At 54.0% G+C, this 22,998-nt stretch carries 17 protein-coding genes and 1 pseudogene; 13 read left to right on the top strand and 5 right to left on the bottom strand.

Features of this window, described 5'->3' with window-relative positions:
• The 3 genes and pseudogenes from HP566_RS16850 to HP566_RS16840 all read left to right on the top strand — a co-directional run.
• Window positions 1–338, top strand: a pseudogene (locus HP566_RS16850) (hypothetical protein); the annotation flags it as partial.
• Window positions 339–508: 170 nt separating this feature from the next.
• Complete coding sequence (locus tag HP566_RS16845) at window positions 509–1,720, top strand: YeeE/YedE family protein (RefSeq protein ID WP_249978468.1); 1,212 nt, start codon at window positions 509–511, stop codon at window positions 1,718–1,720.
• Window positions 1,721–1,898: 178 nt separating this feature from the next.
• Window positions 1,899–3,578: an NAD-dependent malic enzyme gene (locus HP566_RS16840; protein WP_249978467.1), complete on the top strand. Its 1,680-nt coding sequence runs from the start codon at window positions 1,899–1,901 to the stop codon at window positions 3,576–3,578.
• A 67-nt stretch (window positions 3,579–3,645) separates the two neighbouring features.
• On the opposite strand, the gene acnA is transcribed toward HP566_RS16840, so the two are convergent.
• Window positions 3,646–6,393: an aconitate hydratase AcnA gene (acnA, locus tag HP566_RS16835; RefSeq protein WP_249978465.1), complete on the bottom strand. Its 2,748-nt coding sequence runs from the start codon at window positions 6,391–6,393 to the stop codon at window positions 3,646–3,648.
• A gap of 229 nt (window positions 6,394–6,622) precedes the next feature.
• Here acnA and trxB point away from each other — a divergent pair, with 229 nt between their 5' ends.
• Complete coding sequence (gene trxB / locus HP566_RS16830) at window positions 6,623–7,573, top strand: thioredoxin-disulfide reductase (protein ID WP_249978463.1); 951 nt, start codon at window positions 6,623–6,625, stop codon at window positions 7,571–7,573.
• A gap of 42 nt (window positions 7,574–7,615) precedes the next feature.
• Here trxB and HP566_RS16825 read toward each other — a convergent pair whose 3' ends face one another.
• Window positions 7,616–8,140, bottom strand: a complete 525-nt coding sequence (locus HP566_RS16825; RefSeq protein ID WP_249978461.1) for a GspH/FimT family pseudopilin — start codon at window positions 8,138–8,140, stop codon at window positions 7,616–7,618.
• A gap of 130 nt (window positions 8,141–8,270) precedes the next feature.
• Here HP566_RS16825 and thiO point away from each other — a divergent pair, with 130 nt between their 5' ends.
• A complete protein-coding gene (thiO, locus tag HP566_RS16820; protein ID WP_249978460.1) occupies window positions 8,271–9,377 on the top strand; it encodes a glycine oxidase ThiO in 1,107 nt (368 codons plus the stop codon).
• Window positions 9,378–9,393: 16 nt separating this feature from the next.
• Here the strand turns inward: thiO and HP566_RS16815 are convergent, their stop codons facing one another.
• Window positions 9,394–9,660: a PP0621 family protein gene (locus HP566_RS16815; protein ID WP_249978458.1), complete on the bottom strand. Its 267-nt coding sequence runs from the start codon at window positions 9,658–9,660 to the stop codon at window positions 9,394–9,396.
• A gap of 145 nt (window positions 9,661–9,805) precedes the next feature.
• On the opposite strand from HP566_RS16815, the gene HP566_RS16810 reads away from it, so the two are divergent.
• Window positions 9,806–11,440, top strand: a complete 1,635-nt coding sequence (locus HP566_RS16810) for an NAD+ synthase (protein WP_249978456.1) — start codon at window positions 9,806–9,808, stop codon at window positions 11,438–11,440.
• 95 nt (window positions 11,441–11,535) lie between these two features.
• Here HP566_RS16810 and HP566_RS16805 read toward each other — a convergent pair whose 3' ends face one another.
• Window positions 11,536–12,351 (bottom strand): outer membrane protein assembly factor BamD, encoded by an 816-nt coding sequence (locus HP566_RS16805; RefSeq protein ID WP_249978455.1) that lies wholly within the window; start codon window positions 12,349–12,351, stop codon window positions 11,536–11,538.
• 198 nt (window positions 12,352–12,549) lie between these two features.
• Here HP566_RS16805 and rluD point away from each other — a divergent pair, with 198 nt between their 5' ends.
• The 5 genes from rluD (at window position 12,550) to ilvN (ending at window position 19,686) form a co-directional block, all read left to right on the top strand.
• Window positions 12,550–13,509 (top strand): 23S rRNA pseudouridine(1911/1915/1917) synthase RluD, encoded by a 960-nt coding sequence (gene rluD, locus HP566_RS16800; protein WP_249978453.1) that lies wholly within the window; start codon window positions 12,550–12,552, stop codon window positions 13,507–13,509.
• Window positions 13,506–14,261: a peptidoglycan editing factor PgeF gene (pgeF, locus tag HP566_RS16795; RefSeq protein WP_249978452.1), complete on the top strand. Its 756-nt coding sequence runs from the start codon at window positions 13,506–13,508 to the stop codon at window positions 14,259–14,261. The genes rluD and pgeF overlap by 4 nt, the downstream gene beginning before the upstream one ends.
• Before the next feature lie 135 nt (window positions 14,262–14,396).
• Window positions 14,397–16,991, top strand: coding sequence for an ATP-dependent chaperone ClpB (gene clpB / locus HP566_RS16790; protein WP_249978451.1), 2,595 nt, complete (start codon window positions 14,397–14,399; stop codon window positions 16,989–16,991).
• 479 nt (window positions 16,992–17,470) lie between these two features.
• Complete coding sequence (locus HP566_RS16785) at window positions 17,471–19,195, top strand: acetolactate synthase 3 large subunit (protein ID WP_249978450.1); 1,725 nt, start codon at window positions 17,471–17,473, stop codon at window positions 19,193–19,195.
• Window positions 19,195–19,686: an acetolactate synthase small subunit gene (gene ilvN, locus HP566_RS16780; RefSeq protein WP_078090039.1), complete on the top strand. Its 492-nt coding sequence runs from the start codon at window positions 19,195–19,197 to the stop codon at window positions 19,684–19,686. The genes HP566_RS16785 and ilvN overlap by 1 nt, the downstream gene beginning before the upstream one ends.
• Window positions 19,687–19,762: 76 nt before the next feature.
• On the opposite strand, the gene ilvY is transcribed toward ilvN, so the two are convergent.
• Window positions 19,763–20,650: an HTH-type transcriptional activator IlvY gene (gene ilvY, locus HP566_RS16775; RefSeq protein WP_249978448.1), complete on the bottom strand. Its 888-nt coding sequence runs from the start codon at window positions 20,648–20,650 to the stop codon at window positions 19,763–19,765.
• A 178-nt stretch (window positions 20,651–20,828) separates the two neighbouring features.
• Here ilvY and ilvC point away from each other — a divergent pair, with 178 nt between their 5' ends.
• Complete coding sequence (gene ilvC / locus HP566_RS16770) at window positions 20,829–21,845, top strand: ketol-acid reductoisomerase (RefSeq protein ID WP_249978447.1); 1,017 nt, start codon at window positions 20,829–20,831, stop codon at window positions 21,843–21,845.
• A gap of 150 nt (window positions 21,846–21,995) precedes the next feature.
• Window positions 21,996–22,853: a CDP-diacylglycerol--serine O-phosphatidyltransferase gene (gene pssA, locus HP566_RS16765; RefSeq protein WP_249978446.1), complete on the top strand. Its 858-nt coding sequence runs from the start codon at window positions 21,996–21,998 to the stop codon at window positions 22,851–22,853.
• Window positions 22,854–22,998 lie beyond the last annotated feature (145 nt).

The following is a 22,998-nucleotide window of genomic DNA, read 5'->3' as shown; positions in this document are numbered from 1 at the left end:
ATGATATGGCCCGCTGGCGACGCTTTCGGCGCAAACGGCTGTGGGAGCATGCCCGCTTCGCCCACTGGTACACCGAGTACCGCATGAAGCATGTGCTGCCTAAAGCCGTGCCGGATGACTGGCTGGCAGAGTGGTCCAAACCTCTTCCCAAGGCGCAGTGGGCCACACCCTCTCGGGCATTGACGGAACTGAGTGAACATCTACGCGCCGCCTACCAGCGTGGCGAGAAATTCAGTGAGATGGGCGATATTGAAAAGCGCTTTGGGGTAAAAGTGCCTGATGCACCTTATGTATCCTATCCTTCTCTGCCTTTCAGAGTGAATGCACAACATGAATAAGCAACGGGCTGGGTTGTTTATCTCTTCTTGCATATTTCAAAAAAAATATAAGCACAGTTGAATAAAGGGCTTCCAGCCTGCTATACCCAACGTTAGGCTTATAACCATGTTCAATTCAGCCAAGCGCCTGCTTATTAATGGGCGCTTTTGGCGTTGCATGAAGGTGAGGTATGGAGACAACTTCTGTTGCGGCACCTATGCGGTATCGACTGCCACTACTGGCAGCCGCGGCCATTGTACTTGGCGCACTACTCATTGGTGTGGTGTTTAGCGCCAATACAGGCTTGTTAATGATTGTGGGTGGTCTACTGGGAATGGTGCTTTACCACGCGGCGTTTGGTTTTACGGCTGCGTGGCGGGTATTGATTACCGAACGCCGTGGGCGCGGCCTGCGTGCACAGATGATCATGCTGGCGATAGCAGTGGTCTTGTTCTTCCCAGCCCTGGGAGCGGGTACGCTATTTGGTACGCCTGTAACGGGGTTTGTCTCTCCCATTGGTATCTCGGTACTGTTTGGTGCCTTTATTTTTGGTATTGGCATGCAGCTGGGAGGAGGCTGTGCATCCGGCACGCTGTTTACGGCAGGTGGTGGCAATGCGCGGATGCTGATTACGCTGGTGTTTTTTATTGTCGGCTCTGTGATTGGTTCTGCCCATTTTGCTTGGTGGCAAAGTCTTCCCGCCTTCCAGCCCGTTTCATTGGTGAACGTAGCGGGCGTTGGCGGCGGAATCGGTATTAGCCTAGTGCTGTTTGCCGCGATTGCTGCGTTTACTGTCATCATGGAAAAGCGCCGCCATGGACATTTGGAACAGGCACCCATGATTGATAAGCCTGGTGTAGAGCGCTGGCTTACCGGGCCATGGCCACTGGTGGCTGGTGCGGTGGCATTGGCGCTGTTGAACTTCGCTACTCTGGCTCTGGCTGGGCGCCCCTGGGGTATTACATCGGCGTTTGCGCTGTGGGGGGCCAAGGCGTATGAGCTGGTAGGGGGGGATGTCAGCCAGTGGGGGTATTGGCAGGCGCCAGGAAATGCCGCTGCGTTGGAAGCAAGCGTATGGAGTGATATCACCACTGTGATGAACGTGGGAATCATGCTGGGGGCACTTACAGCGGCGAATTTGGCGGGGCGTTTTGCACCGAACTTCCGTATCCCGATCAAGTCTGTTCTGGCGGCTGTCATTGGTGGCATCATGCTGGGCTACGGCGCGCGTTTGGCCTTTGGTTGTAATATTGGCGCTTACTTCAGTGGTATCGCTTCTGGCAGTCTCCATGGCTGGATATGGATGGTGGCGGCTTTTGCCGGCAACATGGTGGGGGTAAAGCTGCGACCGTTTTTCTTTGATGGTGAGGCGGGGCGTCAACCGGCTGCCAAAAGCTGCTAGCCGTCCCTTTATTTAAGACGAAATCAAGTGCCTTGATGAACTGTCGAGGTGCTTTTTTTTGACCATTATTTAAGACTCTTCCACCTTTGTAGTACGAGCGTGTTACATTACGGACAAACGCCGCCAACGCCCAGCGTTGCTGCATTGCAATAGCAATTGACATAAAAAGAGAGTGCCTATGTCCCAGATGAGCAAACGCCCCTTATATCTTCCTTACGCCGGTCCTTCTTTACTTGAAATGCCGCTATTGAACAAAGGCAGCGCGTTTACTCAGGAGGAGCGGCTGGCGTTCAATTTGATAGGCCTGTTGCCGCAAAAAGTAGAAACGATTGATGATCAGTTAGAGCGTGCATATCGCCAGTATCAGCAGTGCCATAGTGATCTGGAACGCCATATTCATTTGCGTGCCATTCAGGACGATAACGAAACCCTCTATTTCCGTTTGGTATCTGAGCATCTTGAAGAGATGCTACCCATTATCTACACCCCGACCGTTGGTCAGGCATGCCAGGAGTTCTCCAATATTTATCGTAATCACCGGGGGCTGTTTATCAGTTATCCGGATCGCGAGCATATGGATGATATTCTGCGTAGCGCCACCAAGGATAACGTCAAGGTTATCGTTGTAACGGATGGGGAGCGTATTCTGGGGCTGGGTGACCAGGGGATTGGGGGAATGGGTATCCCTATCGGTAAACTGGCACTGTACACTGCCTGTGGCGGTATCAGCCCTGCCTATACGCTGCCAATAATGATCGATGTTGGCACTAATAATAAGTCACTGCTTGATGACCCAATGTATATGGGCTGGCGTCACGAGCGGGTAGGCCAGGAAGAGTACGATGCCTTTATGGCGGAGTTTATTGCCGCTGTGAAGCGCCGGTGGCCAAATGTTCTGCTGCAATTTGAAGACTTCGCCCAGGCGAATGCGGTGCCGCTGCTGGAGCGTTACCGTGACGATTTGTGCTGCTTCAATGATGATGTACAAGGTACGGCGTCGGTGGTGGTAGGTACGCTGATGGCTGCCTGCCAGGCGCGTAGTGAAACCATTGCGAACCAGCGGGTTGTATTTGTTGGTGGCGGATCAGCGGGTTGCGGTATTGCGGAGCAAGTCGTCGTGGCAATGCAGGCTGAAGGCTTAACCGAAGCTGAGGCGCGGGCGCGTATTTATATGGTGGACCGCGAAGGCTTGATGACATCGGATCAGCCCTGGCAGCGGGATTTCCAACGTCGCCTGGCCCATGATCCAGCATTGGTCGCCAACTGGAATGGCCAGGGGCTGGAAGAGACCATTACGCAGATAAAGCCAACGATTTTGATTGGTGTATGCGGCCAGCGGGGTATCTTCACTGAGCAAGTGGTGCGCGCCATGCACGCCGGTTGCGAAAACCCCGTCATCATGCCGCTCTCCAATCCCACGTCCCAAGCAGAGGCCGTGCCAGAAGACGTTATTCGCTGGACCGATGGCCAGGCACTGGTAGCCACAGGTAGCCCCTTTGCTCCGGTTGTGTATAACGGTCGTACTTATCCGATTGCTCAGTGCAACAATGCTTATATCTTCCCTGGAATTGGCTTGGGCGTAGTGGCGGCGAATGCCAGTCGCGTGACCGATGAAATGCTGATGAGCGCTTCGCGAGCGCTGGCCCGTGAAGCGCCATTGGTAAAAGAGGGCAAAGGTGCGCTGTTGCCACCGCTGTCTCGAATTCGTGAAATTAGTAAGTCGATTGCCTTCGAAGTTGCGGCTCAGGCTCAGCAGAGTGGTGTGGCTCTGCAAACCAGTGGTACCGTACTGCGTGAGCGGATTGAGAAAGCGTGTTGGTCGCCGGAATACCGCACCTATCGTCGCCGGGCTCTCTAAGCGTTCTGGATAGCAAAAAAAGCCCCCACCGAGGTGGGGGCGATGCAAGCATTGGCAGTTTTTACCTTTAGGCTGCGCCGATCATTTTGCGCAGCACGTAGTGAAGGATACCACCATGGCGGTAGTAAGCCAGCTCATTGACGGTATCAATTCGGCACTTGGCATCAACGGTACGTTCGCCATCACCATTTTTGATAACGACTTGCACATTGCCGCCAGGGCTGAGATCGCTCAATCCGGCAATGGATATCTCCTCATCACCTGTCAGCCCCAGTGTTTCGCGGCTTTCTCCTTCGGGGAACTGTAGCGGCACCACGCCCATGCCGATCAAATTAGAACGGTGAATGCGCTCGAAGGACTCAGCAATGACCGCACGCACCCCTAATAAGCGAGTACCTTTGGCGGCCCAGTCACGAGAAGAGCCCGTGCCATACTCCTTGCCTGCAATCACTATCAGCGGCGTGCCTTCCTCTTTGTACTTCATCGCTGCGTCATAAATCGCCATCTGCTCGCCGCTGGGTACGTGGCGGGTCTCTCCACCTACCACACCATCCAGCATCTCGTTTTTAATCCGCACGTTGGCAAAGGTGCCGCGCATCATCACTTCATGATTACCCCGGCGGGAGCCGTAGGAGTTGAAGTCGACCGGTTTTACCCCGTGCTCTTGCAGATAGCGTCCCGCAGGGCTATCGGGCTTGATGGAACCTGCCGGTGAGATATGATCAGTGGTGACGGAATCACCCAGCATCGCGAGCACGCGGGCATTTTTCACATCCTCAATGGCATCAGGCTCACGGCCCATACCTTCAAAAAACGGTGGATGCTGAATATAAGTAGATTCCGGCCACTCATACACTTTGCTGTCAGGAACTTTGATCGCTTTCCAGGTCTCATCACCCTCAAATACCGCGCCGTACTCTTTACGGAACATATCGGTATTTACTTTTTCCACCGCGCTGGCAATTTCTGCCTGGGAGGGCCAGATGTCTTTCAGGTAGACGGGGTTGCCATCGCTATCGTGGCCCAGAGGGTCGGTGGTTAAGTTGCACTGTACGTTGCCTGCCAATGCATAGGCCACGACCAGCGGGGGTGATGCCAGCCAGTTGGTTTTTACCAGCGGGTGTACGCGGCCCTCAAAGTTACGATTCCCTGAAAGCACCGAGGCGACAGCCAAATCACCATCGTTAATGGCTGTTTCGATTTCATCGGGGAGTGGGCCAGAGTTGCCGATACAGGTGGTGCAGCCGTAACCTACCAGGTTAAAGCCAAGTGCATCCAGGTCTTCATTTAAATTGGCAGCCGCCAGATAGTCGGTCACAACTTTTGAGCCAGGCGCTAATGACGTTTTAACCCAGGGCTGGGTCATTAACCCTTTTTCGCGTGCTTTGCGCGCCAACAGCCCGGCTGCCATCATCACGCTGGGGTTGGAGGTGTTGGTACACGATGTAATGGCTGCAATTACCACCGCACCAGGGTCAAGGTCGAAGTCGCGCTCGCCCATATGTACCGGCTGGCTGTCACTGTGTTTGAAATCGTGCTTAAAGCTGCGCTCAATGCCCACCGCAGTCTGCCCACCTTCGGAAGAGAGTTTACCGTTTTCCGGGGTGACGAGTGCTTTGCCATCCTCTTCCATCACGCGTTGGAAAGCAGCCTTCATATCTTGAAGCGCAACACGGTCTTGAGGGCGTTTGGGGCCTGCAAGGCTGGCTTCCACTTCATCCATATCGAGGTGCAGGGTGTCGGTGAAAACGGGTTCATCACCTGGTTTGCGCCATAGGCCTTGCGTCTTGCTATAGGCTTCTACCAAGGCTATCTGGTCATCTTCACGGCCGGTAAGGCGCAGGTAATTGAGGGTTTCATCGTCTACTGGGAAGAAACCACAGGTTGCACCATACTCAGGTGCCATGTTGGCGATGGTGGCACGGTCGGCCAGAGGCAGATCTTTCAGGCCATCACCGTAAAACTCGACAAACTTACCGACGACGCCTTTTTTACGCAGCATCTCGGTAACGGTGAGTACCAGGTCGGTCGCGGTGATGCCTTCCCGCAGTTTGCCCGTCAGCTTAAAGCCAATCACTTCTGGTATCAGCATGGAGACGGGTTGGCCCAGCATGGCCGCTTCCGCTTCGATGCCACCCACACCCCAGCCGAGCACGCCCAAGCCATTAATCATGGTGGTGTGGGAGTCGGTGCCTACAAGAGTATCCGGGTAGGCTACGGTGTTACCGTCTTCTTTTTTCGTCCATACAGTACGGCCCAGGTACTCAAGGTTAACCTGGTGGCAAATACCGGTGCCGGGTGGTACAACGCTGAAATTGTCAAAAGCCTGTTGGCCCCAGCGCAGGAATTCGTAACGCTCACGGTTACGCTGCATTTCTATATCAACGTTTTCCTGGAATGCTGCTGGATAACCGAATTTGTCGACCATCACCGAGTGGTCGATCACCAGGTCGACAGGGGATAGCGGGTTGATTCGCGCCGGGTCTTCGCCCAATTTTTCAACCGCAGCACGCATGGATGCGAGATCGACCACGCCAGGGACGCCGGTGAAATCCTGCATTAATACCCGGGCAGGGCGATAGCCAATTTCGCGGCTGGATTTGCCTTCCTGTTGCCAGTCGACCAGGGCCTGCATATCTTCTTGCTCGACGCTTTCGTCGTCGGCGAAGCGCAGTTGGTTCTCGAGTAGAATTTTGAGCGTTTTGGGGAGTCGGTCAATGTTGCCAAGTGTTTCGGCGGCTTTGGGCAGGCTGTAATAGTGGTATTGCTGGCTGCCAACCTCAAGGGTATGTAGCGTATCAGGTATCTTGCTCATTCCATTCTCCTCTGATTGCTTGGCGTTTCGCTACTGCACTAATCACGTTACGCGACGGTCACTGCTTTCCTTAGTATGGCTTATTAATAACACATGGGTGTTTCACCGCTTGCTTTCAAGGTGCCTTCGCCTAATAGCGAAGGCCAACCCTTGTAATAGCTTGTACTTGACGCCATTTCAGGCAGACTCTCTTGCAACGTTGTCTGCTCAATTGTGAAAAGGTGGTGTCATGGAAACACGTCATGAACGTTTGATTATTCTTGGTTCCGGTCCAGCAGGGTATACGGCTGCGGTGTATGCAGCACGTGCTAACTTAAAGCCGCTACTGATCACTGGTATGCAGGCAGGTGGCCAATTGACCACCACAACCGATGTGGATAACTGGCCCGGCGATGCACAGGGGGTACAGGGGCCTGAACTGATGGAGCGCATGAAGCAACACGCTGAGCGCTTTAATACGGAAGTGCTGTTTGACCATATCAACGAGGTCAGTTTAGGTGAAAAACCGTACACCTTGAAAGGGGACAGCGGTATTTACACCTGCGATGCATTGATTATCGCCACGGGGGCAAGCGCGCGTTACCTGGGGTTGCCGACTGAGCAGCAGTTTATGGGGCAGGGGGTGTCTGCCTGCGCTACCTGTGATGGTTTCTTCTACCGCAATCAAGAGGTGATTGTGGTGGGTGGCGGTAATACCGCTGTTGAAGAGGCGCTGTATCTTTCCAATATTGCCTCGAAGGTTACCCTGGTCCATCGTCGCGATACGCTGCGGGCGGAAAAAATCCTTCAGGACAAACTGTTCGAGAAAGCGGAAGCAGGCAAAATTGCCTTGGAGTGGTTCCAGGAAGTGGAAGAAGTCCTGGGTGATAACACGGGGGTCACCGGCGTTCGCGTTAAGTCGACCAAAGATGGTGCCACGAAAGAAATACAGGCGCCTGGACTGTTTATTGCCATTGGTCATAGCCCCAATACCGGTATCTTTGAAGGTCAACTGGACATGAACGGTGGCTATATCAAAGTTCAGTCCGGCCTGGATGGTAATGCCACGGCAACCAGTGTGCCGGGGGTGTTTGCCTGTGGTGATGTGATGGATCATATCTATCGCCAGGCCATTACCTCGGCGGGCAGTGGCTGCATGGCTGCGCTGGACGCTGAACGCTACCTGGATGGTATTGCGTAATCTATTACCTGTGATGTTGTTAGTATTCGCCCATCCACGCGACTAGCAACGGATGGGCGTATCATCGATACGCAAGCGACCTAGTTGGCTCAGTATTAGCGTTCTGCCTTGAGCGTTCTCTGCACAGATTTCGAAACGTCCATTGAAACCACTGGTGTGCCCCATCGGGTTATAACTAACCCGTTGCCATCCACGACTGTAAGAAACCGTTGTTTCTGGTAGTGCCGGAAAAATGCGCACGATATCATCGTTAAGCGCAGGGCTTATGGTAACGCCTTTCAGCACCATGAAGTCTTGGCTCCAGTCGCTGATACAGGCGCTCCTGCTGCTATCGGTGGGGCACACGCTCACTGTGGTGCGCTGGGTAATGGCTGTATTGCGTGCTAACGAAAAGGCAGTTTGTAATCTGTTTACATCGCTTATGACGGCAGTGTTACGTCCAAACGCCTGAAAACTGGGTAAACCCCATGCCGCCAATGTGGCAATAAGCAGTAGCGCAATGGTGAGTTCAATAAGCGTAAATCCAGTGCAACCTTTGCTTGCTGGACTGTGGTAGGTAGATAGCATATGACCTCCTGGCTATTGGTTCCCGTTATGCTGGTGTTCGGCTGGTTCCAGCGGGTAGTTCAAGTAATGTTTGTTTTACATCCTAAATGCCGTTCATCGTTTTTTATGTAAGCCAAAACGGACAAAATTTGTGAGCGATTTCTTAATTATCGGTGGCGGGGTTATCGGCATGATGACCGCGTTACAGTTGGCGGATGCAGGCCAGCAGGTCAAGGTGGTCGAGTGTGGCATCTGTGGAAAAGAGGCTTCGTGGGCGGGTGGGGGGATCGTCTCTCCCCTGTATCCATGGCGTTATGCCCCGCCGGTTTCCCAGCTTTCACGCTGGTCAGAGGGTGTGTACCCAACACTCGCACTCCGCTTGCTGGAGGAAACGGGGATTGATCCAGAGTATCGCCAAAAAGGATTGCTATACTTAAACGTTGATGATGATGATATTGCCCTCCGTTGGGCGCGCCAGTTAGGCAAACCTCTGGAGCGGGTGGACGCGGCGTTTGTCCACCAAAAAGAACCCCAGGTGAGCGCTCCGGAAGATAACGCCTTATGGATGCCAACACTGGGTAGCGTGCGTAATCCGCGTTTAGGTCAGGCACTGCGCGCACGTTTAGCCGCCATGCCCAATGTCACACTAGTTGAGCAGTGTGACGTTCGGGGGTTTATCCAGCGTAATGGCAACGTAGAGGGAGTGGCGAGCTCCCAGGGTGATATACAGGCCGAGCGTATCGTGGTGTGTGGTGGTGCTTGGGCTGCGCAACTGCTGGAAAGGCTTGGGATCCATCTGCCGGTGCGTCCGGTGAAAGGGCAGATGATTGCCTATCAAGCGCCACAGGGTCTGGTGGAGCGCGTGGTGCTCAAGGATGGCCGCTATATCATCCCCCGCAGTGATGGCTTGTTATTGGTGGGGTCGACACTGGAAGAAACTGGGTTTGATAAAAGCACCGATAATGATGCTCTTGCTTCACTGAAGAAGAGTGCAGAGGGGATTGTCCCCGCATTAGCCGAGCTGCCCGTAGCACACCATTGGGCGGGCCTGCGGCCAGGTTCACCCGGCGGGCTCCCTTTCATTGGGGCGTTACCCGGATGGGCAAACGTTTATGTGAACGCGGGGCATTATCGCAACGGTTTGGTACTTGCGCCCGCTTCTACCCATGTGCTGGTCGACCAGTTGTTGGGGCGTGAAACACTTATTGATCCAGCGCCTTTTCTACCAACAACTGAACGCTTAACGGCACCCCGTTAAGCGATAGGGTGCCATGTTAGTCGCGGCTCTCTTTATCCTGCTGCTCTTGCAGGAAGCGGTCGCGATGAGCGCTGGAGCAAAACCACTGTTCACTGTCACGCAGTGCTTCATCTTCTGGTACATGGACATCGCACCATCGGCAGCGCACCATTTGCCCACCCTCGTGGCGCTTCAGTGTGCTCTGTTCGTGGGAGAGCCTGCGCTCGCGGTATATGCCATATAGTTTTAAGCCAACGTAAAAAAGAACGGCAAAGATAATCAGCCGAATGATCAAAAGGTTCATCCTCTTTAGCTCCCATGGTGGGATGTAGCAGTGGCAAGAAACATACATTCACCGCATGGCCTTTGCCAGTTGGCGGCCCTTGCGGGACAATGCACTGAGTAAGCTGTCACTCTGTTCTCAAGATTCTCAAGAGATTTTAACGCCCATGCAAGACTTAACGCTGGTAATGGCCCAACTCGACCCTCTGGTGGGAGATATTCCCGGCAATGCCGCACGTGCCATTGAAGCCGTGCGTGAAGCGAGGATTGAGCATGGGGCGGATATAGTCGTGTTCCCGGAGCTGTTTTTATCCGGTTACCCGCCAGAGGATTTGCTGCTGCGCCCGTCGATGGAAACGCGCCTACGGGAAGCACGGGCCAGAATGGCGGAAAAAATTGCCAGGGACGTGTTGGTCATTATCGGCTACCCCGGTGTGCGTGAAGGCAAGTGCTATAACTTGGCTGGCGTACTGTATAACGGTCAGTGGGAAGCGGAGTATGCCAAGCAGGCATTACCCAACTATCAGGTGTTTGATGAGCAGCGCTATTTTACGCCCGGTACCAAACCGTTAGTTTACGAGCACAAAGGGGCTAAGTTGGGGCTGTTGATCTGTGAAGATCTGTGGGAAGGCAGGCCTATCCAGGTTGCTCGTGAAGCAGGGGCTGAGGTGTTAATCAGCTTAAATGCATCGCCTTACCACCAGGACAAGCCCCGCGAGCGGCTGAGCTTGCTAACCCAGCGTGCGCAAGATGTGCAGCGGCCGATTATTTATGTGAATACCATTGGGGGGCAGGATGAGCTGGTGTTTGACGGTGGCTCAAGCTGTGTGGATGCCCAAGGGCAGCTTAAGGTGTTGGCACCCCACTGGCAGGCAGGCTTAATGCCGGTTCAGCTACTGCAAACAGGTGTTGACACCTGGGAGCCACAACTGGGTGAAATTGAGCCAGATGCCGACCCTGAAGAGAGCCTTTACTGTGCCCTGGTGACTGGCCTGAGGGACTACGTTAACAAAAGTGGCTTCAAGGGCGTTGTGCTTGGGCTGTCAGGTGGAATCGACTCTGCTCTTTCCTTGGCTATTGCCGTGGATGCACTTGGCCCACAGCGTGTGCAGGCCGTTATGATGCCTTATCACTATACGGCGGATATCTCCAAACAGGATGCTGCCGAGCAGGCCAGAATGCTGGGGGTGCATTACGATGTAATGCCCATTGAGCCAATGGTTGATGCATTTATGGCGACGCTGGCGGAAAGCTTTGCCGGTACGCAGCGAGATACCACCGAAGAGAACCTGCAATCGCGTTGCCGTGGCGTTCTGCTAATGGCAATTTCCAATAAAAAAGGTCTGATGGTGCTGACCACTGGCAACAAAAGTGAAATGGCGGTGGGCTATGCTACCCTCTATGGCGACATGGTAGGTGGCTATAACGCCATTAAGGATGTGTATAAAACCTGGGTGTATCGCCTGGCGCGCTGGCGCAACACACAGTCTCCTGCGGTACCAGAGCGGGTTATTGAGCGCCCACCCAGCGCGGAACTGGCGCCAGGGCAGCAGGATAGCGATTCACTGCCTGACTATGATGTACTGGATGCGATTTTAGTGCGCTATATCGAAGGCGATATGAGTGCTGAGGCGATTATTGCGGCAGGCTTTGACCATGAAGATGTGTATAACGTGGTCAAACTGGTGGACCGTTGTGAATATAAACGCCGTCAAGCGCCGGTGGGTGTGCGGGTTACGCCGCGTGGCTTTGGCCGCGACCGTCGCTACCCCATTGTTAATGGTTGGCAGCCAGGGGAGTAACGGGATTAAAAAAATCTTCGAGCCATGCGATAGCATGGCTCAAGGACAACATATCCTGCACTCTCAGGTTTTGCTACAAGCTTTAATACCAACCGCTAATTAGCAGAAGCTGTGTGTTTGGGAATAAAGCGGTTGCCACGCAATTGCTCATGATCCGGTGCATTCTCGCGCAGCACTGCAAGCACCTCGCTGGCCCGGTCATCCATACCAAGCCCTTGATAGCCCTCCACCATGGTAGCCAGTGCATCCCGGGTAGCATTGGACTCAGGGTAGTTTTCAATTACCCACCGGCCACGCTCAACCGCCGCCAGGAAAGCACCGCGGCGTAGATAGTAGTCAGCGACGTGCAGCTCATGGCGGGCCAGAAGTTCGCGCAGATACACAATACGCTGCTGGGCATCCGGCGCGTATTCACTTTGCGGGAAACGCTGAATCAGCTCACGGAAATCGTTATACGCATCTCTCGATGCGCCCAAATCCCGCTTGGAGATATCAATTAAGCGTAGCCGCTCCAGGCTGAAGCGCCCCGCTTGCCATGCGGAGAGACCGCGTAGATAGTAGGCGTAATCCACCTGGGGGTGGTCAGGGTGTAGACGGATAAACCGGCTGGCAGCCGCACGAGCCTCTTCCCAGTTGCTGTTTTCGTAATAGGCGTAAATCAGCTCAAGTTGGGCCTGTTCAGCATGAGGCCCAAACGGATAGCGGGTGTCGAGTGCTTCCAGCCGCTCAATGGCAATAGGGAAGCGGTTGCTATCTAGCGCCGTACGCGCAAGTTCATAGAGTTCGCGCTCTTGCACCCCCGCGAACTCATCCTCCTCTTCCGGAGTGGTGTCATTACTGGCACAGCCTGCTAAAAGGGCAAGGCTTAAGGCCAGGGCGCCAAAGCGGTTGGCAGCGGAAAAAACGCGCATCATCATCCTCGTTGCAAACAAGCCTCAATCACCGAAAAGCGACGATGGCCATAAGTAGAAATGGTAGAATAGGTCGCAGTTAGCCCACTATAAATCACCTAGACGCAAAACGCAGGCTTCTCAGCGTTTCGTCGGGTGCAGTCAAAGGAAATGTTTCCATGCCATGGCCAGGTTTTATGCGTCTCGAGGAGGTTTTTCATGTCCCGTATCGTTGAAGCTACGCAGCGGGTACCGGCCTCATTAGCGGGCGCACGCTTTGACCAGGCAGCGGCAGAGTTGTTCAGTGATTACTCCCGTGAGCGGCTAAAAGCGTGGATCAATGCTGGTGAATTGACTGTCGATGGCGCGAAATCAAAGCCTAAAGCCAAGCTGCATGGCCACGAAGTGTTGGAACTGAAAGCTATCATTGAGGAAGATACCCGCTTCGAGCCACAGGCCATTGCGCTGGATATCGTCTATGAGGACGACAGCATGATGGTGGTCAATAAAGCCGCTGGCATGGTGGTACATCCTGCGGCTGGGAATCCTGATGGCACCTTGTTGAATGCGTTGCTGCATCATCATCCTACCCTGGCAGAGGTGCCACGGGCGGGTATCGTGCATCGTTTGGACAAAGACACCACGGGACTGATGATGGTGGCAAAAACATTACCGGCGCAAACAGCGCTGGTTGAACAGCTACAAGCCCGCAGTGTCTCCCGCCAATATGATGCGGTGGTGATTGGTAAGCCGGTATCAGGCAGTACCATTGATGCACCTATTGGCCGCCACCCTAAAGATCGCAAACGTCAGGCGGTGACGGCTTCCGGTAAACCTGCCGTGACACACTTTCGGGTTGTCGAGCGTTTTCGGGCCCATACTCACGTTCGCTGCCAACTGGAAACCGGCCGCACCCATCAAATCCGTGTCCACATGGCGCATGCCCGCTATCCTTTAATTGGTGATCCACTCTATGGTGGCCGTGCCAAGCTACCCCTAGGTGCTGCTGAACCCTTGAAAGAGATTCTGCGTGAGTTCCCGCGTCAGGCATTGCATGCACGTAAGTTAAGTTTTGTGCATCCGGTCAGTGGTGAAACACTCACCTTTCACGCTGACCTGCCCGATGATCTACTAATGCTGCTGGATTACTTGCGCGAAGATAATGAGACCATGCAATGAGTGATGCCATTGATCTGAATCCCACACTAGTGGTTCCGGACTGGCCTGCCCCGGCCAATGTTCGGGCATTTGTTACCACGCGGGAGACAGGGCCAAGCCAAAACGATTTCGCGGCATTCAACCCCGCCACCCATGTGGGCGACAATGCGAATCATGTCGCGTTGTGCCGCCGTTTGTTGCATAAAGAGATTGGTGATGAGCGTCCACTGCTATGGCTTAATCAGACTCACGGTGCCCGTGTGCAGCAGGGCTACCAGGGCGATTCCCCCGAGGCGGATGCTGCTGTTGCCACCAATAATGAATACGCCTGTGTTGTACTGACGGCTGACTGCCTGCCAGTACTGTTTTGTAACCGTCAGGGCACTCATGTAGCCGTTGCCCACGCCGGTTGGCGTGGATTGGCTGGCGGTGTACTGGAAGCAACGGTGGCGGCCATGAACAGTGACCCAAACGATATCCTGGTGTGGCTGGGACCCGCCATTTCCAACGCCCAATTCGAAGTGGGGCCTGAGGTATATGGTGCCTTTACTGCGGTGCACCCCGAAACCGCCGAAGCGTTTGACCACAGCCCTTATCGGCTGGGCCACTACATGGCCGATCTCTATCGTCTCGCCCGTTTTCGTCTTGAAGCCTTGGGCATTCACCATATCAGTGGCGGTCATTTCTGCACGGCCTGCGAATCGCGCTTTTACTCCTATCGGCGGGATAATGGTAATACTGGGCGGATGGCCAGCGTGATTTGGATCAACTAAGCTAACTGCGCCCTCTTGAAATGCATGGAACTGACTCCATTTAACTTGTCAAGCTAATCGTTTTTAGCACGTTTAACGACCGGTTGCCGGGATGCGCCGTGGGTCCAAACGCACGGCTACCCCAGGAGGAATTTCATGCGATTTGATAAATTTACTGCCAAGTTACAGGCGGCAATTGCCGAGGCCCAGTCCCTTGCCGTTGGGCGGGGTCATAACCAGCTTGAGCCAGCTCACTTGCTGCTTGCACTGCTTGATACCAAGGATACCGGTATTAAAGCCCTGGTGGAAAAAGCCGAGGGTAGCAGTGCTCGCCTGCGGGATGGGCTGCTGCGCCAGTTGGATGACTTGCCCAAAGTGAGCCAGTTTGATGGTGATGTTCAGCCGTCCAGGGATTTTATTAAGTTATTTAATTTAACTGACCGGGAAGCGCAAAAGCGGGGTGATCAGTTTATTGCCAGCGAGTTGGTGCTGTTGGCGGCGCTGGAAATGAACAGCCCGATCACCAAGTTACTGAAAGAGGCTGGGCTTAACCGTAAAACGCTGGAAGCGGCTATCAACAGCCTGCGCGGTGGCAGCCGTGTTGACGACCCCAACGCCGAAGACCAGCGGGAGGCACTCAATAAGTATACCCTTGATCTCACTCAGCGCGCCCTGGATGGCAAGCTGGACCCGGTGATTGGCCGTGATGATGAAATTCGCCGTACCATTCAGGTATTACAGCGGCGCACTAAAAACAACCCTGTTTTGATTGGTGAGCCTGGGGTAGGTAAAACCGCCATTGTTGAAGGGTTGGCCCAGCGTATTGTCAACGCTGAAGTGCCCGAAGGCCTTAAAGATAAGCGTGTACTGTCGCTGGATATGGGCTCCTTGTTGGCGGGCGCGAAGTTCCGGGGTGAGTTCGAAGAGCGCCTGAAAGCCGTTTTAAAAGAGCTTTCCCAGGAAGAGGGGCGGGTGATCCTGTTTATTGATGAGCTGCATACCATGGTCGGGGCGGGTAAAGCCGAAGGCGCCATGGATGCGGGCAATATGCTCAAACCGGCCTTGGCGCGTGGTGAGTTGCACTGCGTGGGCGCGACAACGCTGGATGAGTATCGTCAATACATCGAGAAAGATGCTGCGCTGGAGCGCCGTTTTCAGAAAGTACTCGTCGACGAGCCCTCGGAAGAGGATACCGTGGCGATTCTGCGTGGCCTGAAAGAGCGCTACGAGGTTCACCATGGTGTTGATATCACCGACTCGGCGATTATCGCAGCGGCCAAACTCTCCACACGCTACATCACTGATCGCCAATTACCTGATAAAGCCATTGACCTGATTGACGAGGCAGCATCACGGATCCGCATGGAGCTTGACTCCAAGCCGGAGGAGATGGACCGCCTTGATCGCCGCTTGATTCAGCTCAAAATGGAGCGTGAGGCACTTAAGAAAGAGACAGATGAGGCCACCAGGAAACGTCTGGAGGCACTTAACAACCAGATTCACGAACTAGAGCGCGAATACGCGGATCTTGATGAAATCTGGAAGGCTGAGAAAGCCAGTATTCAAGGTGCCGCCCAGTTTAAAGCGGAACTGGAGCAGGCGCGTATTGACCTTGAACAGGCGCGTCGACAAGGTGACCTGGGCCGCATGTCGGAAATTCAGTACGGTAAAATTCCGGAGCTGGAAAAGAAAATTGCCGAGAGCGGTGAAGGTGAAGCGGATCTGTCGCACCATCAGCTGCTGCGCTCCAATGTCACCGAAGAAGAGATTGCCGAAGTGGTCTCTCGCTGGACAGGCATTCCGGTTTCCAAAATGCTGGAAGGTGAGCGCGACAAGCTGCTGCGTATGGAGGATGCCCTTCATGAGCGTGTGATCGGCCAGCATGAAGCTGTTGAAGCGGTCGCCAACGCTGTACGGCGTTCCCGGGCTGGCCTTGCCGACCCTAACCGTCCCAATGGTTCGTTCCTGTTCCTGGGGCCGACCGGTGTCGGTAAAACCGAGCTGTGTAAGTCGCTGGCTACCTTCCTCTTCGATACCGAAGACGCGATGGTGAGGATCGATATGTCAGAGTTTATGGAGAAACACTCCGTGGCTCGCTTGATTGGTGCGCCCCCCGGCTATGTGGGCTATGAAGAGGGTGGCTACCTAACCGAAGCGGTGCGCCGCAAGCCATACTCCGTGTTGCTGCTGGATGAAGTAGAGAAAGCCCACCCGGATGTATTCAATATCCTGCTTCAGGTATTGGAGGATGGCCGCCTGACGGATGGTCAGGGCCGTACGGTGGACTTCCGTAACACCGTCATCGTCATGACCTCCAACATGGGCTCGGATATTATTCAGCGCATGGGGGGAGACGTCAGTGCTGATAAAGACAGTGACTACGAGCTGATGAAAAGTGCAGTGATGGAAGTGGTGGGTAATCACTTCCGGCCTGAGCTGATCAACCGTATTGATGAAGTGGTGGTGTTCCACTCCCTGGGGCAAGAGCAAATCCAGGCGATTGCCGGTATTCAGCTGGAGCGCTTGAAGGCGCGTTTGGCGGAGCATGACCTGCAACTGGAGATCAGCGACGACGCCATGGCCCAGTTGGCGGTTGTTGGCTTTGACCCCGTGTATGGTGCAAGGCCCTTGAAGCGGGCGATTCAGAGCCGCATTGAAAACCCCTTGGCTCAGGACCTGCTGGCGGGCAAGTATGCCCCAGGCGATACCATTCATATCAGCGCGAACGAGGGCAAGCTGGAGTTTTCGTAATATTTGCACCATGAGGGTGCGCGCTTCGCGCAATTGAATAGGGAAAAAGCTCCTTTGGCTTTGCTGGAGGAGTTTTTTTATTGGCTTCTTAAGACGTTTGTTGCGTTTGCCCTGCTGGGAGGTTGACAGGCTTAAGGAGCTAATGGAATCTTGTGGGTTCCTGATTTGCGGGCGCGGAACCAACAGGTAACCCCTTATCCCCGCGCGAAGGGTAGGCGAAGGCCTTTACCCGCCGAAGGACTTCCGGGCTTGGGCTAACCGCCCGACCTGGCCAACGCCCCGACACGGCAAACCGTCGTGTAAGGGAATGCTGATTTATGTCGATAGTTCAGCCTTCCTGATGAGAGTGCAGGCCCTAACCGGGCCATATGCCAGGGTTTGGCATCAGGTGCCGGCATGGCCGGCAGCGGCATACCGCCGCACTCGACACCGCAGGATGTCCTGCGGATCGCACTCGAGACCTCCAGGGGAGAAACACTGTGGAACTGCTTTCCGGCGCAGATATGATCGCCCGCTTCTTGCAAGATGAGGGCGTTGAGTACATTTATGGTTATCCCGGTGGTGCGGCGCTGCATATTTATGATGCGCTTTTCCGCCAGGACAAAGTGAAGCACATTCTGGTGCGTCACGAACAAGCGGCTACCCACGCAGCTGATGGTTATGCGCGTGCCTCAGGTAAGCCTGGCGTGGTGCTGGTGACCTCCGGCCCCGGCGCGACCAATGCCGTTACGGGTATTGCTACCGCCTATATGGACTCCATTCCCATGGTCGTGCTGTGTGGCCAGGTAATGAGCCATCTGATTGGCGATGATGCTTTCCAGGAAACGGATATTGTGGGCGTTACGCGTCCAATCGTGAAACACAGTTTCTCGATTCGTCATCCGTCAGAGATTCCTGAAGTGCTTAAAAAAGCCTTCTACCTCGCTGCTACTGGCCGCCCTGGCCCGGTGGTGGTGGATATACCCAAAGATATGACCGCACCGACCGAGCGTTACGAGTACGTGTACCCGAAGAAGGTCAAACTGCGCTCGTACAACCCTGTCACCCGCGGTCACACCGGGCAGATCAAAAAAGCCGTTGAGATGATGCTGAAAGCCAAGCGCCCGGTGTTCTATACCGGCGGTGGCGTCGTTACCGGTAAGGCGAGCGAAGGGTTAACCGACCTGGTTAAGCAGTTGGGCTTCCCGATTACCACCACGTTAATGGGCATTGGTGCATACCCACAAAGCGACCGGCAGTGTTTGGGCTGGTTGGGAATGCACGGCTCTTACGAGTCCAACATGGCCATGCACCATGCGGATTTAATTATCGCTATTGGCGCGCGTTTCGATGACCGGGTGACGAATAATACATCGAAGTTTTGCCCAACGGCCAAGATCATTCATGTGGATGTTGACCCCAGCTCGGTATCTAAAACCGTGCGGGCGGATGTGCCTATCGTGGGGCCAGCTTCCAGTGTCATCAATGAAATGATCAGTCTGGTGCAGGGCCAGTCGATCGCGCAGCCTGAGGCGCTGGCCGAGTGGTGGCAGAAGATTGATGGCTGGCGTGCGGAACGAGAAGGCAAACTGTACGAACCCTCCAAACCGGGTGATGTACTCAAGCCGCAAGAGGTGGTAGAGGCACTCTGCCGCGTGACTCGCGGCGAGGCTTATGTCACCACTGATGTTGGCCAACACCAGATGTTTGCGGCGCAGTACTATAAGTTTGATAAGCCCAACCGGCTAATTACATCCGGTGGTTTGGGCACGATGGGCTTTGGTTTCCCTGCCGCGATGGGTATCAAACAGAACTTCCCGGATGACGACGTGGTATGTGTAACCGGTGAAGGCAGTTTCCAGATGATGATGCAGGAGCTCTCTACCTGTAAGCAGTACGGCGTAGGCGTCAAAATTGTAAACCTCAATAATGCATCGCTGGGTATGGTGCGTCAGTGGCAGGACTTGAACTACAAGTCCCGCCATGCCCACTCCTATATGGAGTCGTTGCCCGACTTTCATATGCTGATTGAGGCTTACGGGTTTACCGCCATGACGGTGAATACCCTGGATGAGTTGGAGCCAGCGCTGGAACGCGCTTTTGCCAACAAGCACGAGCTGGTATTCCTGGACGTGAAGGTCGATCCCCATGAGCACGTCTATCCGATGCAGGTACCGCTGGGTGCCATGCGTGACATGCTGCTGTCCAAAACGGAGCGTACCTGATGCGTCATATCATCTCGATTCTGATGGAAAACGAACCGGGGGCGCTGTCACGTGTAGTCGGACTGTTCTCCCAGCGTAACTTCAACATAGAAACGCTTAACGTTGCCCCGACAGAAGATCCGTCGCTGTCGCGTTTAACGGTCACCACCATTGGTGATGACCGGGTTATTGAACAGATTACCAAGCACCTCAATAAGTTGATTGACGTGGTAAAGCTGGTCGATCTGACCGAAGGTAACCACATTGAGCGTGAGCTGATGCTGGTAAAGGTGAAAGCGTTGGGGGCTGCCCGTGATGAGGTGAAGCGTACGGTGGATATCTTCCGCGCGCAGATCGTCGATGTAACGCCAAGTCTCTACACCGTTCAAATCACCGGTGACGCCTCGAAACTGGATGCGTTTCTACAGGCCATGGCGCCAGTTGGTATTCTTGAGGTGGCGCGTACCGGGGTTTCCGGTATTGCCCGTGGTGATAAGGTGCTCTCGCTGTAATCGACCCTTGTTGGATAAGAAGGCCGCCCTCTATCTGCCGGGCGGCTTTTTTTGTGATGATTTTTTTAAACAAGTATTAGCGTGGGCTAATGGCTACCCAAAAAGCGTCGATCATCGGGTTTTTTAGCCTCCGGTTCAGTACACATAGCCCGACATCATAATGGGGTAATTCGGGTTTTACGTTGAGGATTTGCACACGCTCGGCGAGTGGGCTGTTATCCAGCACGATTTTTGGCACCACGCCGATGCCAAACCCAAGCCCCACCATACTAACAATCGCTTCATGCCCAGCCACCTGTGCGTAGATACGCGGTGAAATGCCCATGGCTTTAAACCAGGTATTGGCGTATTCGCGGGAAAGCCCCGCTTCTGAAAGAATCATTGGCACCTGTTGCCACTGCTCAGCGGTCGAGCTTTCTGGGTGGCGCGGTAGCCACGGATGAGCTTGGGTTGGGGCAATAAACAGCAGCGGTGAGCGGGTGAGCGATTTAAATGCTAATGCATTGGGGGGAATGCGTGGTCGGGGAGTGATGGCGATGTCGTCAGCCCCCTCCAATACCCGCGCCATGGCATCGGCAGGGTCGCCGGTGTGCAGCTTTAATTCAATACCGGGGTGCCGGATACGCACATCACTCAATAGCTCATAGAGAAAGCTGTAACTCGCGGTGACAGAGCAGTAAATGCTGATCTCACCACTTAGCTGTGTTGTGGTGGCGGCCAGGGCGCGCTTCTGGGTTTCCCACTGTTCAAGTGTTTCTTTCGCATAGTGCTGAAAGACAGCTCCCTGGTGAGTCAGGGTGACATGGCGGTTATCACGTTCGAACAGTTGGACTCCCAGCTCACTCTCAACCTGCTGAATAGAGCGACTCAGTGTCGAAGGACTGATATGGCAAAGCTCGCTGGCACGACCGAAGTGCAGTGTCTCAGCTAATGTCACCACATGTTTGAGGAGTCGAAAATCCATAGAGGGCTCTGTGTTTCATGTGAAGAAATATTATGTTGCAAATATAGCGTTTTACGCAATGGTGGTGCTGGCGTAGAGTGGTTTTAACGCCAAATCCTAGTGCTGCATAAGACGGCACAGGTGGCCATCAACGCTGACAACGATACGCTTACTCGATCACCACGTTTGGAGTTTCGCCATGCACGTTTATTACGATAAAGATTGCGACCTGTCCCTTATCCAAGCCAAGAAAGTCACTATTGTTGGTTATGGCTCGCAAGGTCATGCTCACGCAAACAACCTGAAAGAATCAGGTGTCGACGTTACCGTTGCTCTGCGTAAAGGCTCCTCATCCGCTGCAAAAGCTGAAGCAGCTGGCCTGAAGGTGGCAAGCGTTCCCGAAGCGTGTAAGACCGCTGATGTCGTCATGATCCTGGCGCCGGATGAAAACCAAAAGGCGATCTACGAGCAGGAAGTTGAGCCGAATCTGAAAGAGGGTGCTACCCTGGCCTTCGCTCATGGCTTCAACATTCACTACAATCAGATTGAGCCGCGTAAAGATCTCGACGTCATCATGATCGCGCCGAAAGCGCCGGGCCACACGGTTCGCTCTGAGTTTGTTAAAGGCGGCGGTATTCCTGACCTGATCGCTATTCATCAGGATGCTTCAGGCAGTGCCAAAGAGCTGGCGCTCTCCTACGCAGCAGGCGTTGGTGGTGGCCGCAGCGGTATTATCGAGACGACTTTCAAAGATGAAACGGAAACGGATCTGTTCGGTGAGCAGGCGGTTCTGTGTGGTGGCGCAGTTGAACTGGTAAAAGCGGGTTTTGAAACCTTGACTGAAGCAGGCTACGCGCCGGAAATGGCCTACTTCGAGTGCCTGCACGAACTTAAACTGATTGTTGACCTGATGTATGAGGGCGGTATCGCCAACATGAACTACTCTATCTCTAACAATGCAGAGTATGGTGAGTACGTAACCGGTCCCGAGGTTATTAATGATCAGTCCCGTGCAGCAATGCGTAATGCACTGACGCGTATTCAAACCGGTGAATACGCCAAAATGTTCATCCAGGAAGGTAGCACCAACTACCCATCAATGACGGCCCGCCGTCGCCTGAATGCTGAGCATGAGATCGAGCAGGTAGGTGCCAAACTACGTGGCATGATGCCATGGATTGCCGCCAACCAACTGGTCGATAAGTCTAAAAACTAAGCGGTTAGTTAATGTGTAACGCCTCGGGGCGCGCATGAGCGTGCCCCGAGGCGTTTTTGTTGCCTGCTGCAATTGCTGGCTGAGAAAGGCTCACAGTGTAGAATGAAGAAATCACTGTTCATGTGACTTCACTTTCAATGGATAACACTTATGACCCAGGATGCTCGTGATCAAGAGCAAGCAACGACACCTCCGTCCGATGATGACAGCACGAATGGGTCGATCGGAAACGAGGACTTGGCCGCTGCCTTTTTACGGGAAACCGAAGTGGTGGAAGAGGCCGTCGAAGATGGCAAGAAGGTCCGTCGTAAAGGGATTTATTTGCTGCCTAACCTGTTTACCACCTCTGCACTGTTTTCAGGGTTCTTTGCCGTGGTTGCCGGTATCAATGGTGAGTTTACCTCGGCTGCGGTAGCTATCTTTATTGCCATGGTACTGGATGGGCTGGATGGACGGGTCGCGCGTATGACCAATACCCAAAGCGCGTTTGGGGCTGAGTATGACAGCCTGGCTGATATGATCTCCTTTGGTATGGCGCCCGCGTTGGTGGCTTTTACATGGATATTGCAGGATATCGGTAAAACGGGCTGGGTCGTGGCGTTTCTCTACGTAGCTTGTGCAGCACTGCGCCTTGCCCGTTTTAATGTGCAAATTGGCAGTGCAGATAAAAAATGGTTTATCGGCTTGCCCAGCCCATCGGCGGCTGCCCTGGTTGCGGCGAGTGTTTGGACGTTCAATAGCTTTGATGCGGATGCCGTCGGTTTCAAGCTGCTTATGTTATTGGTCGTGGCGGCGGCAGGCATATTGATGGTCAGTAATATTCGCTACTACAGCTTTAAAGACCTGGACTTCAAGAAGCCGGTGCCGTTCGTTGTGCTTCTTGCGGTGGTATTAGGCTTTGTGATGATTTCAGTTGAGCCCTCCCTTATGTTGTTGCTGCTGTTCGGTGCCTACGTGGCATCCGGGCCTGTATTGGCCGTGATGCGCAAGGCAAACCCCGAAAGCTGAAATTTTTTTACATAAAGCCCTTGCCAAGCCGGCAGCGAATCCGTAAAGTACGCATCCGCTGCCGGGGACGCATGGCGTTGCCAGCGGTGCATAAGGTTGAAAAAACCTTGGTTTGTCAGAGGGTTGGCGAAAACGCTGCCATGCT

Source organism: Vreelandella olivaria, from assembly GCF_023507745.1.
Taxonomy (GTDB): Bacteria; Pseudomonadota; Gammaproteobacteria; order Pseudomonadales; family Halomonadaceae; genus Vreelandella; species Vreelandella olivaria_A.
The sequence above is the reverse complement of the archived record's forward strand: the minus strand, read 5'-3'. Positions and strand labels throughout refer to the sequence as shown.